At 72.7% G+C, this 12231-nt stretch carries 10 protein-coding genes; all 10 read right to left on the reverse strand.

Annotation, left to right across the window (positions count from 1 at the left end; genetic code table 11):
- Positions 1 to 98 precede the first annotated feature (98 nt).
- The 10 genes from AC07BF_RS07200 to thrB all read right to left on the reverse strand — a co-directional run bounded on the left by AC07BF_RS07200 (position 99) and on the right by thrB (position 11938).
- On the reverse strand, positions 99 to 1376 hold the full coding sequence (locus AC07BF_RS07200; protein ID WP_363581986.1) for an MraY family glycosyltransferase: 1278 nt from the start codon (positions 1374 to 1376) through the stop codon (positions 99 to 101).
- Between the two features lie 175 nt (positions 1377 to 1551).
- Positions 1552 to 2832: a serine hydroxymethyltransferase gene (locus AC07BF_RS07205; protein ID WP_363581984.1), complete on the reverse strand. Its 1281-nt coding sequence runs from the start codon at positions 2830 to 2832 to the stop codon at positions 1552 to 1554.
- Positions 2833 to 3012: 180 nt separating this feature from the next.
- Positions 3013 to 3654, reverse strand: a complete 642-nt coding sequence (locus tag AC07BF_RS07210) for an arsenate reductase/protein-tyrosine-phosphatase family protein (protein ID WP_363372045.1) — start codon at positions 3652 to 3654, stop codon at positions 3013 to 3015.
- Positions 3655 to 3686: 32 nt separating this feature from the next.
- Positions 3687 to 4334 (reverse strand): L-threonylcarbamoyladenylate synthase, encoded by a 648-nt coding sequence (locus AC07BF_RS07215; protein WP_063347809.1) that lies wholly within the window; start codon positions 4332 to 4334, stop codon positions 3687 to 3689.
- Between the two features lie 178 nt (positions 4335 to 4512).
- Positions 4513 to 5379 (reverse strand): peptide chain release factor N(5)-glutamine methyltransferase, encoded by an 867-nt coding sequence (gene prmC, locus AC07BF_RS07220; RefSeq protein WP_063347810.1) that lies wholly within the window; start codon positions 5377 to 5379, stop codon positions 4513 to 4515.
- Positions 5380 to 5441: 62 nt separating this feature from the next.
- Positions 5442 to 6518 (reverse strand): peptide chain release factor 1, encoded by a 1077-nt coding sequence (gene prfA, locus AC07BF_RS07225; protein ID WP_363581982.1) that lies wholly within the window; start codon positions 6516 to 6518, stop codon positions 5442 to 5444.
- A 156-nt stretch (positions 6519 to 6674) separates the two neighbouring features.
- On the reverse strand, positions 6675 to 6896 hold the full coding sequence (gene rpmE / locus AC07BF_RS07230) for a 50S ribosomal protein L31 (RefSeq protein ID WP_030057539.1): 222 nt from the start codon (positions 6894 to 6896) through the stop codon (positions 6675 to 6677).
- A gap of 138 nt (positions 6897 to 7034) precedes the next feature.
- A complete protein-coding gene (locus AC07BF_RS07235) occupies positions 7035 to 8147 on the reverse strand; it encodes an LCP family protein (protein WP_363581980.1) in 1113 nt (370 codons plus the stop codon).
- Between the two features lie 138 nt (positions 8148 to 8285).
- Positions 8286 to 10403 (reverse strand): transcription termination factor Rho, encoded by a 2118-nt coding sequence (gene rho, locus AC07BF_RS07240; RefSeq protein ID WP_363581978.1) that lies wholly within the window; start codon positions 10401 to 10403, stop codon positions 8286 to 8288.
- 596 nt (positions 10404 to 10999) lie between these two features.
- Positions 11000 to 11938, reverse strand: a complete 939-nt coding sequence (gene thrB, locus AC07BF_RS07245; RefSeq protein ID WP_350879612.1) for a homoserine kinase — start codon at positions 11936 to 11938, stop codon at positions 11000 to 11002.
- Between the last annotated feature and the right edge of the window lie 293 nt (positions 11939 to 12231).

Raw genomic sequence — 12231 nt, forward strand, 5'->3', positions numbered from 1 at the left:
ATGAGAGCTTTACCATGAATGTGTGGCACCTGTCACACCGACGGCGCAACGGTGCATCCGAACGGGTGAGGCCATTTGACGGAACATCAACTGCCTTGCTAGCGGCGGCCGGTGGCCCGGCCGTGGTCGTCGAGCGCGGAGGCTCCCCGGTCGGCTTCACCAAGAAGTTGCTTGTCCTTTGCCGACAGTTCAGCCATGGGGGCGGACGGACGGCGCCGGTAGCGCGGCGGGACGAAGGCCTGCACCGCCTTCGGCGCGCGCGGCCGGAACTGCGGCGTCAGCAGCACCACCAGGCCGACCAGGCAGAGCCCGGCGAGCGTCAGCACCACCGTGCGGCCGGTGTTGGTGACCGAGAAGGCCACCGTGCCGAAGGCGATCAGCGCGGCCCAGAAGTACATGATCAGCACCGCGCGGCTGTGCGAGTGCCCGACCTGGAGCAGCCGGTGGTGCAGGTGGCGCTTGTCCGCGGCGAACGGCGACTGGCCGGCCCAGGTGCGGCGCACCACCGCGAGCAGCAGGTCCGCCAGCGGCAGCGCGATGACCGTCAGCGGCAGCAGCAGCGGGATGTAGATCGGCACCAGGGCGTGCACGGTCGCGGTCTGCGAACCGGTCTCGCTGCTGATCAGGTCCGGGTCGACGCGGCCGGTGATGGAGATCGCGGCCACGGCCAGCATCAGGCCCAGCATCATCGAGCCGGAGTCGCCCATGAAGATCCGCGCGGGGTGCATGTTGTGCGCCAGGAAGCCCAGGCACATGCCGATCAGCAGCACGCTGAACAGCACCGCAGGCGCCGCGTCGGTGATCGTGTAGCCGTACCAGAGCCGGTAGCTGTACAGGAAGAACGCCATCGCGGCGATGCAGACCATGCCGCCCGCCAGGCCGTCCAGGCCGTCGATGAAGTTCACCGCGTTGACCATGACGACGACCAGGGTGACCGAGATGACCATGCCCTGGGTGGGGCTCACCGCGACCGCGCCGACACCGGGCACCGGGAGGGTGATCACCGTGACGCCCTGCCAGACCATCACACCGGCGGCGATCATCTGGCCGCCGAGCTTCACCAGCGCGTCCACGCCCCACTTGTCGTCGAGCACCCCGAGCAGCCACATGATCCCGGCGCCGGACAGCAGCGCGCGGATGTCGGTGCCCTGGGAGAACACCTTGCTCAGGTTGTCCAGCTGGGAGGCGACCAGGATGCCCGCGCACAGCCCGCCGAACATGGCGATCCCGCCGAGCCGCGGTGTCGGCTCGCGGTGCACGTCCCGGGCGCGGACCGGCGGCATGGCGCCCGCCGCGATGGCGAACTTCCGGACCGGGCCGGTCAACAGGTAGGTGACGGCGGCGGTGCAGAACAGCACCAGCAGATACTCACGCACCACCGGCCTCCTGCGTCACTGTCCAACGGGGAGGTACCGAAGGTACTCCCCTGCGTTCCCGGGGTTCGAGGTGCGTCGCCACGCCCCACACCTTATTGAGTCGGACGCTCAAGGCACGCATCGCGGTTCGCTCTCCCGGGTAGGAGATCCGAATATCCGTCGACGACGCTCTTGTTCACCGCCGGTCGGCGAAGGACAGGGCCAGCTCCCGGACCCGGTTCGCCACCCGCGCGCCCGTGCCCCCGGCGAGCACCTGGGCGATCAGCCCGGCGAGCTCAGCGAGTTCCGCCTCGCCCATCCCCTGGCTGGTCACCGTGCCGGTGCCCAGCCTGATCCCGGAGGCCTCGGCCGCCGGCGCCGGGTCGTAGGGCAGCGCGCACTTGCCGAGCAGCAGTCCGGCCACGGCGCAGCGCCGCTCGGCCTCCGCGCCGGTGACGCCCAGCGGGCTCACGTCCGCCGTCACCAGGTGGGTGTCGGTGCCGCCGGTCAGCGGGCGCATCCCGGCCGCCGCGAGCCCTGTCGCCAGCACCCGCGCCCCGTCCACCGTCCGCTGCGCGTACGCCCGGTAGCCGGGCGTCGCCGCCTCGGCCAGCGCCACCGCCTTGCCGGCCACCTCGTTCATCGCCGCCCCGCCCTGGCTGAACGGGAACACCGCCCGGTCGATCCGCTCGGCCAGCTCCGCGGTGGACAGCAGCAGGCCCCCGCGCGGGCCGCGCAGCAGCTTGTGGGTGGCCGCCACGGTGACGTCCGCGTACGGCACCGGGGAGGGCGCCACCCCGGCGGCGACCAGGCCGGCGGTCTGGGCGACCGAGGCGATCAGGTAGGCGTCCACCTCGTCGGCGATCTCCCGGAAGGCGGCCCAGTCCGGGTGCCGGGGGTGCGAGATCGAGCCCGCCACGATCGCCTTCGGGCGGTGCTCGCGGGCCAGGTCGCGCACCTGGTCGAGGTCGATCAGGCCGTCGGCCTCGCGCACCCCGTACCCCGTGAAGGCGAACCAGCGGCCGGAGAAGTTCGCCCGCGAGCCGCAGCTGAGGTGGCCGCCGTGCTCCAGCGACATCGCCAGCACCCCGTCGCCGGGCCGCAGCAGCGCCGCGTACGCCGCCAGCATCGCCGAAGTCGCCGACCGGGGCTGGACGTTGGCGTGCGGGGCGGCGAACAGCTCACGGGCCCGGTCGATCGCCAGCAGCTCGGCGGCGTCCGCGAGGGCGCAGCCGGTGTGGTGCCGGCGGCCCGGGTAGCCCTCGGCGTACTTGTCGATCAGCGGCCCGGTCAGCGCCGCCAGGACGGCCGGGGAGGTCAGGTTCTCCCCCGCCAGCAGCTGGACCGTCTCGGCCCGCCGCTCGGCCTCGGCCGCCAGCAGGTCGGCCACCTGCGGATCGGCCCGGTGCAGTGCCTCGGAGGCCCACGGGCGCCCTCTGGTCGCGGTCGGGCCGGTCGGGGCGTCGGTGACGGTCATGGCGGGGCTCCGGGGCGGCGTGGGGGCGCCTCCCGGCATGGGGGCCGGGAAGGGTGGGTTCCTCCAGCGTAGGACCGGCCGGGCCGGGCGGCTCGTCGGCGCGGGGCCATTCGGCGCTCGGCCGCCGCGGGCCGTCCCCGGGCCGCCGGGGGGCCTTCGGGCCGCTCGCGGCGCGGGCGGTCAGCGCAGCGCGGGCACGCCGGTGAGCGCGGTGACCACCGGGTCGACCGCGTGGAATATCTCCTCGCCGCAGTTGCGGAACATGCCGATCGGGGCCCCGTACGGGTCGTCCAGTTCGTCGGACTCCGGGGTGGCGGCGAGCAGCCAGCCGCGCAGCGCGGCGGCCGCCCGGACCAGGGCGCGGGCGCGCTCGGTGACGTCGGCGCCGCGGCGCGGGTCGGGCAGGGTGCCCGGGTCTATCGTCCGCACCAGGCGGGTGAACTCCTTCAGGGTGAAGGTGCGCAGTCCCGCCTCGTGGCCCATCGAGATGACCTGGGCGCGGTGGTCCAGGGTCGCGGTGAGCACCAGGTCGGCCTCGACCACGTGCTCGTCCAGCAGCTCGCGGCCGGTGAAGCCGCCGCTGTCGGCGCCGTACTCGTCCAGGACGGTCGCGGCGTGGTCCTCCATCGGCGCGCCCACGTGGCCCCAGGTGCCGGCGCTCTCCACCAGGATCCGGCCGGCCACCCGGGGGCTGAGCCGGGTGTCCAGCTCACGCCGGGTGAGCCGCTCGGCGATCGGCGAGCGGCAGATGTTGCCGGTGCAGACGAACAGGATCCGGAAGTGGTCCAGCGGCCTGGGACCCACGCTCAGGTACGGCGCTATGCCGGGCCCGGCATGGAGCGAGGCGATGGGCGTCAACTGCCGGCCTCCAGGTCGGGGACGACCTCCCTCAGCTGCTCGACGCTGATCGCGCCCGCCCGCAGCAGGACCGGGACCTTGCCCGTGACGTCGACGATGGACGAGGCGGTCGCGTGGTCCGCCTGTCCGCCGTCCAGGTAGACCGAGATGGCGTCGCCGAGCTGCGCCTGCGCCTCGTCGCAGGTGGCCGGGGACGGGCCGCCGGTCTTGTTGGCGCTGGAGACGGCGAGCGGGCCGGTGGCGTTCAGCAGCTCGATGGCGACCGGGTGCAGCGGCATCCGGACGGCGACGGTGCCGCGGGTCTCGCCGAGGTCCCAGCGCAGCGAGGGCTGGTGCTTGGCGACCAGGGTGAGCCCGCCCGGCCAGAACGCGTCGACCAGCTCCCAGGCCTGCTCGGAGAAGTCGGTGACCAGGCCGTGCAGGGTGGTCGGCGAGCCGACCAGCACGGGCGAGGGCATGTTGCGGCCGCGGCCCTTGGCGGCCAGCAGGTCGCCGACGGCCTCCGGCGAGAAGGCGTCCGCTCCGACCCCGTACAGGGTGTCGGTGGGCAGCACGACGAGTTCGCCCCGGCGAATGGCCGAGGCGGCCTCGCGCAGGCCGGTGGCGCGGTCCCCGGCGTCGGCACAGTCGTAACGGCGGCTCATCGGTGCGGTCCCCTTCCGGAATGGCTCATCACAGCGTTCACAGCACGGTCTTCACGGCGCGGCCGGGCGAGCGGCGGTACCGCGGCCCGGCCGGTCACGACGACGCCCCTCGGGTGGGCGTACGGCACTCGACCGCTCACAACGACGCCCTGCGGGCTGTCGTACTGTGCTCGATCGTTCACAACGACGCCCTGCGGGCTGTTGTGAAGCGCGGTCGGTTGTTCAGGTCGCGGTGGTCGGCGGTGTCCGTCCAGCCGCGTTCCTCGTTGAAGATCCACGGGACCTGCCCGCCCTGCTGGTCGGCGTGCTCGATCACCACCGCGCCGCCGGGGCGCAGCAGCCGGGCGGCCACCCGCTCGATGCCGCGGATGGTGTCCAGGCCGTCCTCGCCGGAGAACAACGACATCTGCGGGTCGTGGTCGCGGGCCTCCGGGGCGACGTACTCCCACTCGGTGAGCGGGATGTACGGCGGGTTGGAGATCACCAGGTCGAAGCGGCCGTCCCAGGAGCGGTCGTCGGCGAAGGCCCGGGTGGCGTCACCGGCGTGCAGGGTGACCCGGGCGCGGTCGGGGCTGGCCTCGATGTTGCGCCGGGTGTACTGCAGCGCGCCCTCGTCGAGTTCGAAGGCGTGCACGGTCGAGCGCGGCAGCTCCTGGGCCAGGGCGAGCGCGATGGCGCCGGAGCCGGAGCACAGGTCGACGACCAGCGGCTCGGCCACGTCCATGTCGCGGACGGCGTCTATGGCCCACTCGACGACCGTCTCGGTCTCCGGCCGGGGTACGAACACCCCGGGGCCGACCTCCAGTTCGAGGTAGCGGAAGAACGCCCGCCCGGTGATGTGCTGGAGCGGTTCGCGCGCCTCGCGGCGGGAGACGGCCTCCCAGTAGCGGGCGTCGAAGTCGGCGTCCTTCACCGAGTGCAGCTGGCTGCGCTTGACGTTGTGGACGTAGGCGGCGAGTTCCTCCGCGTCGAAGCGCGGCGACGGCACGCCGGCCGCGGCCAACCGCTGGGTGGCCTGGGCCACCTCGGCGAGCAGCAGGTTCATCCGTACGACCTCTTGTTTCTGCGCTCCGGCTCGCGCCGTCGCTCGGGCTGGGCGCGCCGGTCTCAGTTCTGTTGGGCCGAGGCGAGCTTGGCCGCCGCGTCCGCGTCGACGCAGGACTGGATCACCGCGTTCAGTTCGCCGTCCAGGACCTGGTCCAGGTTGTACGACTTGAACCCCGTGCGGTGGTCCGAGATGCGGTTCTCCGGGTAGTTGTACGTCCGGATCCGCTCGGAGCGGTCCACCGTACGGACCTGGCTGCGACGCGCGTCCGAGGCCTCGCGCTCGGCCTCCTCCTGCGCGGCGGCCAACAGGCGCGACCGCAGGATGCGCATCGCCTGCTCCTTGTTCTGCAGCTGGCTCTTCTCGTTCTGGCAGGACGCCACGATACCGGTCGGCAGGTGGGTGATCCGGACCGCGGAGTCGGTGGTGTTGACCGACTGGCCGCCGGGGCCGGACGAGCGGTAGACGTCGATCCGCAGGTCGTTGGCGACGATCTCGACCTCGACCTCCTCCGCCTCGGGGGTGACCAGCACGCCCGCCGCGGAGGTGTGGATGCGGCCCTGGGACTCGGTGGCGGGGACGCGCTGCACGCGGTGCACGCCGCCCTCGTACTTCAGCCGGGCCCAGACGCCCTGCCCGGGCTCGGCGTTGCCCTTGGTCTTCACGGCCACCGAGACGTCCTTGTAGCCGCCGAGGTCGGACTCGTTGGCGTCGATGATCTCGGTCTTCCAGCCGATCCGCTCGGCGAAGCGCAGGTACATCCGGAGCAGGTCGCCGGCGAACAGCGCGGACTCCTCGCCGCCCTCACCCGCCTTGATCTCCAGGATGACGTCCTTGTCGTCGCTCGGGTCGCGCGGCACGAGCAGCAGCCGCAGCTCCTCGGTCAGCCCCTCGCGGCGCTGCTCGCCCTCCTTCACCTCGGCGAGGAACTCCGGTTCCTCGGCGGCGAGTTCGCGCGCGGCCTCGATGTCCTCGCCGGCCTGTCGCCACTGCCGGTAGACCCGGGTGATCGGGGTCAGCTCGGCGTACCGCTTGGCCAGCTTGCGAGCGTTGGCCTGGTCGGCGTGGACGGACGGGTCGGCCAGCCTCTTCTCGAGGTCGGCGTGCTCGACGAGGAGCTCTTCGACTGCCTCGAACATGGAGTGGGCCTTCTTCCCGTGAGAACCGTTGGAAGCCGGTGAGGACCGGCCGGTCGTGCGAACCGCTGGAGGGGGTGCTGGGGGATGCGAACGGCGCCGGCCCCCAGCGCCCCCGGAACGAGTACGGGGGCACCGGGAACCGGCGCCGTGGGAGCGCTAGGCCTTCGCGCTGTGCTGCTTGCCGAAGCGGGCCTCGAAGCGGGCCACGCGGCCACCGGTGTCGAGGATCTTCTGCTTGCCGGTGTAGAACGGGTGGCACTGCGAGCAGACCTCGGCGCGGATCTCGCCACTGGTCTCGGTCGAGCGGGTCGTGAACTCGGCGCCGCAGGTGCAGGTCACACGGGTGACCACGTACTCGGGGTGAACGTTGGGCTTCAAGGGGTTCTCCTAGGTTTCGGGAGGGCACCGGGTCGGCGGCTGGAGCGCCGCACGTGAACCGGGACCGACGGACCAGTCTGCCAGGACCGGCCGCATCTTCCCAAACCGGGTCGTGTTCCGGGATATTCCGGGCACCGCTCAGCGCCTGGCGGGAGCCTTCGCCGGGGCCGTGGGGGCGGCCGTGGGGGCGGCCGTGGGGGCGGCCTGGGCGGGGTTCTCGGGCTGCGCCGAGACGATCGCCTGCGGGACCGGCTGGTCGGCCTTGAGGGCCGCCCAGAGCTGGTCCGCCTGCGGCTGCTGCTCGACCACCCGGTTGGGGTCACCGGGGGCGGTCATCACCGGCAGGGTCACCATGCCGAGCTGGTCCGGCCCGATCCCCTTGAGCTCCTGGACGAGCCCCACCAGGGCGTTCACCGAACCCAGCGCGGAGTCGGTGGTGATGCTGCGGGTCATGGTGTCGCCGATCGACCAGAGCTTGACCGGGTTGGAGAACAGCCCGATCCCGCCGGCCTGCTGGAGCAGCGACTTCACCATCTGCTTCTGGAGTTCGATCCGGCCGAGGTCGCTGCCGTCGCCGACGCCGTGCCGGGTGCGGACGAAGGCCAGCGACTGCTGCCCGTCGAGGTGGTGCTCGCCCGGCGGCAGGTCGAGCCCGCTGTCCTTGTCGTGGATGGCCACCGCGGTGCTCACGGTGGCCCCGCCTATCGCGTCCACGACGCGGGCGAAGCCGGCGAAGTCGATCTGCACGTAGTGGTCCATCCGCAGCCCGGTGAGCTGCTCGGTGGTCTTGACCGCGCAGGCCGCGCCGCCGGCCTCGAAGGCGCTGTTGTACATCGCGCGCTTGGCGCCGGCCACCGCCTTGCCGGCGGCGTCGGTGCAGTCGGGCCGGGTGACCAGGGTGTCGCGCGGGATCGAGACGACCTCGGCGTGCGAGTGGTCCTGGTTGACGTGCAGCACCATCGCGGTGTCCGAGCGGGCGGTGTCGCCGGTGTCGCCGCCGGCCAGGTCGCCGTTCTCGCCGTTGCGCGAGTCGGAGCCCAGCACCAGGACGTTGAACGAGCCGTCGGTGGCGGCCGGCGGGCGGGCGTCGCCGAGGCGGGCGTTGATGTCGACGCTCTTGATGTTGCCGTTGAGTTCGACGTACGCGTACCCGGCCGCTCCGGCGCCGAGGACGACGAGCGCGGCGAACGTGCAGGCGGCCGCCCGCAGGATCTTGCGGCGGCGGGTCAGGACCCTCTTGTGCTCGGCCATACGGTCCAGAGTAAAACGGACAAGATGATCAAAAAGCCTCATGATGTCCCAACTCTGGAACAAAGCCGAGTGGACGCACCGAACCCCGGACCGCTCGCGCGGTCCGGGGTTCGGTGGGCGACAACCGTCCGGCTACGGTCAGTCGTTGGAGCCGGGGGTGGTCTTGGCGATCTGCATCAGGAACTCGGCGTTGCTCTTGGTCTGCTTCATCTTGTCCAGGAGCAGCTCGATCGCCTGCTGCGAGTCGAGCGCGTGCAGCACCCGGCGCAGCTTCCAGACGATGGCCAACTCCTCGCTGCCGAGCAGGATCTCCTCCTTGCGGGTGCTGGAGGCGTCCACGTCGACGGCCGGGAAGATGCGCTTGTCCGAGAGCTTCCGGTCGAGCTTGAGCTCCATGTTGCCGGTGCCCTTGAACTCCTCGAAGATCACCTCGTCCATGCGCGAGCCGGTCTCGACCAGCGCGGTGGCCAGGATGGTCAGCGAGCCGCCGTTCTCGATGTTGCGCGCGGCGCCGAAGAACTTCTTCGGCGGGTACAGCGCGGTCGAGTCGACACCACCGGACAGGATGCGGCCGGAGGCCGGCGCCGCCAGGTTGTAGGCGCGGCCGAGGCGGGTGATCGAGTCCAGCAGGATGACCACGTCGTGGCCCAGCTCCACCAGGCGCTTGGCGCGCTCGATGGCCAGCTCGGCGACGGTGGTGTGGTCCTCGGCCGGGCGGTCGAAGGTCGAGGAGATGACCTCGCCCTTCACCGACCGCTGCATGTCGGTGACCTCTTCCGGACGCTCGTCGACCAGGACGACCATCAGGTGGCACTCGGGGTTGTTGTGGGTGATCGCGTTGGCGACCGCCTGCAGCACCATCGTCTTGCCGGTCTTCGGCGGCGCGACGATCAGACCGCGCTGGCCCTTGCCGATCGGCGACACCAGGTCGATGATCCGGGTGGTCAGGATGCCCGCGTCGGTCTCCAGACGCAGCCGGTCCTGCGGGTAGAGCGGGGTGAGCTTGTTGAACTCGGGGCGGCCGCGGCCGCTCTCCGGGTCCATGCCGTTGACGGAGTCCAGCCGCACCATGGCGTTGAACTTCTCGCGGCGCTCGCCGTCCTTGGGCTGGCGCACCGCGCCGGTGATGGCGTCGCCCTTGCGCAGGCCGTTCTTGCGGACCTGGGCGAGCGAGACGTAGACGTCGTTCTGGCCCGGCAGGTAGCCGGAGGTGCGCACGAACGCGTAGTTGTCGAGGATGTCGAGGATGCCCGCGACCGGGATCAGGACGTCGTCCTCGCCGACCTGCGGCTCGGCGGGGCCGGCCTCGAAGCCCTCGCGGCGGGCGCCACGGCCCCGGCGGTCGCGGTAGCGGCCACGGCGGCCACGGCGGCCGTCACCGAACTCGTCGTCGTCGTAGCCGCCCTGCTGGACCTGCGGCTGCTGGGTCTGCTGGCCGCCCTGGCGGGCCTGCTGGCCGTCGCCCTGACCGGCCTGCTGCTGGCCGCCGCCCTGCTGGGGCTGGCGGTCGGTGCGCTCGCGGCGGTTGCGGCGGTCGCGGCGCGACTCGCGGGAGTCGCCGTCCTGGGCCTCGCCGCCGTCCTGGCGCTCGGCGCGCTCGGGGCGGTCGGCCCGCTCCGGGCGGTCGCCGCGGTCCCGGCGGTCCCGGCGGTCGCGACGGGTCTCGGTGCGGCCCTCCTCGCGGCCCTCGAAGGCGCGGGTCTCGGCCTGGCGGGTCTCGGCCTGCTTGGGCTCGGCCACCGCAACGGCGGCGTCGGCCGTGGCGTCGGCGGTCGGGGCACCGGCGGCCGAGGTGGCGCGGCGGCGGGTGCGCTCGGCACGGGCAGGCGCGGCGGTCTCGGCGGCGGCCTGGACCGGGATCTCGATCTGGGCCTGCGACTCGGCGGCGGCCGGGGCCGCGGCGGCGGTAGCGGCAGCGGCGGCGGCCTTGGTGCGGCGGGCCGGCTTCTCGGCCGGCGCCTCGGCGGCGTCCGCCTTGGCGGCGGTGCGCTTGGCGGCGGCCGGAGCACCACCGGCGGCGAGCAGCGGGTCTCCGCCGCTCTTCTCCTTGATGGTCTCGATCAGCTGGCTCTTGCGCATGCGTCCGGTACCGGTGATGCCCAGGTCCCCGGCGAGCTTCTGCAGCTCGGCCAGGACCATGCCGTCCAGGCCGGCGGCGGCGGTACGGCGGCGCCGCGCCGGGGCCGCGGGGGCGGCGGCTGCGTCCGACGCCTCGGCGTCCGGGCGCGCGCCCATCAGATCGGTGGAGTCGCTCACTAAGGGTCCTTCCCTGGAGCGGACGTCGGCCTGTCTGGCTCGGCGACCGGTTGTGCTGTCCTGACCGACGCTCGACTGCGTCGGTCCGAGGCGGTGATCCCCCGAAAGGCGGAAGCCGGTCGAGGGAGAGCTGCGAGGTGCGGTGCGTGAAGCACGGTGGTGCTGAGTGGCGCGGCGGGCCGGTCGGTCGTGTGCCGACCGGGCGTACCCCCACGCTTGCCTGCGAATCCCGGGCCCCCGTCGCGTGACGGTGGACCGCGCTCCGCCCGTCCTGGCCTCAAGGTGGGAGGCCGCGGGTGGGAGTCAGGTGCCGTCACGGCTTCGGGATGCGGCCGCGTGTCGCGCAGGCAGGCTGCGTACGCGCTGCGGTGGGCTCCCGGAGAATCGTCGCCCCGTGCATCGCCGCGACTCCACGGCAGTGGAGTGCTGGGATCGGGACGCGGCGCACCGAGCCCCGGAGGGCACCTGGTGCAGCAATGAGGTTAACACTACCGACCCCCTCAGACATTCCCCAGCCTTGCGCTTGCCAATCGTGTCCGGACGGCCCGGCTCTCAGGTGGCCGGGCCGGGCCGGACGAGCAGCCCGGACGGGCCGTTCAGCCGTCCAGCGGGAGCACGGTGGCCCCGATCCGGTCGAGCTCCAGGCGGTGCGCGGCGAACGCCGGGTCGCCGCCGTGGCCGTGGTGCCCGGCGAAGGAGAGCACCTTGTCGGCGCCCGCCTCGTCGGTGAGCGCGAGGACGGTCGGGCCGGCCCCGGAGATCACCGCGGGGACGCCCTCCGCGCGCAGCGCGCCCACCAGGGCGGCGCTGTCGGGCATGGCGGAGGAGCGGTAGTCCTGGTGCAGGCGGTCCTCGGTGGCGGCGAGCAGCAGCTCGGGCCGCCTGGTCAGCGCCTCGACCAGCAGCGCGGCGCGGCCGGCGTTGACGGCGGCGTCGGTCAGCGGCACGGTCTTCGGCAGCAGGCCGCGGGCGGTCTCGGTGAGCACCTCGTCAGCGGGGACGAACACCACCGGGACGACCTGGTCGGAGGGCTCCAGGCTGACCGCCTTGGCCGACTCCTCGTCCGTCCAGGCGATGGTGAAGTTGCCGCGCAGGCAGGCCGCGACGTTGTCGGGGTGGCCCTCCAGCTCGGAGGCGAGGGCCAGCAGCGCGTCGTCGTCCAGCGCGGACGGGCCGCCGATGGTGACCGCGCGGGCGGCCACGATGCCGGCGCAGATCGCGGCCGAGGAGGAGCCGAGGCCGCGGCCGTGCGGTATCCGGTTGGCACAGACCACTTCGAGGCCGCGCGGCTGGCCGCCGAGGCGGTCGAAGGCGGCGCGCATCGAGCGGACCAGCAGGTGGCGCTCGTCGCGGGGCAGCGTGTCGGCACCCTCGCCGGCGATGTCGATGGAGAGCCCGGAGTCGGCGACCCGGACGACCACGTCGTCGTACAGGCCCAGCGCGAGGCCGAAGGCGTCGAAGCCCGGGCCGAGGTTGGCACTGGTCGCGGGAACCCGGACCCGGACGGCGGCGGCACGGAACGCGGGACCGGCCATGCGGTGGACTCTCCTGGGGAAATCGGGCGGCGCGGATCGCGTCGTCGGTGCGAAGGCGGGGAATGGACCACAGGCCCCGGCGGGGCGGGCGGTCACGGTCGTTGGCGCGGCCTGGAGAAGGCCGGACCCGGGGCATGTGCCACACGGCCGAACCCAGAGTATCGAAGAGAGGTTCCCCAGTGGTACACCCCGTGGTCCTCCGATCTGGTGTGTTGCCGCTTCTGGCCGGAATGCGTACCGGAATCGGATCGGAATGCGCGGCGTAATTGACACAAAAGTGTCACCGGAGAACA

The organism is Kitasatospora sp. NPDC043950 (assembly GCF_056435345.1).

Bases quoted from the DNA above. Each gene is read 5' to 3' on its own strand.
- AC07BF_RS07205 (WP_363581984.1), bottom strand. From the start codon at position 2,832: ATGACCGTCACCGACGCCCCGACCGGCCCGACCGCGACCAGAGGGCGC.
- AC07BF_RS07215 (WP_063347809.1), bottom strand. From the start codon at position 4,334: ATGAGCCGCCGTTACGACTGTGCCGACGCCGGGGACCGCGCCACCGGC.
- prmC (WP_063347810.1), bottom strand. From the start codon at position 5,379: ATGAACCTGCTGCTCGCCGAGGTGGCCCAGGCCACCCAGCGGTTGGCC.
- prfA (WP_363581982.1), bottom strand. From the start codon at position 6,518: ATGTTCGAGGCAGTCGAAGAGCTCCTCGTCGAGCACGCCGACCTCGAG.
- AC07BF_RS07235 (WP_363581980.1), bottom strand. From the start codon at position 8,147: ATGGCCGAGCACAAGAGGGTCCTGACCCGCCGCCGCAAGATCCTGCGG.
- thrB (WP_350879612.1), bottom strand. From the start codon at position 11,938: ATGGCCGGTCCCGCGTTCCGTGCCGCCGCCGTCCGGGTCCGGGTTCCC.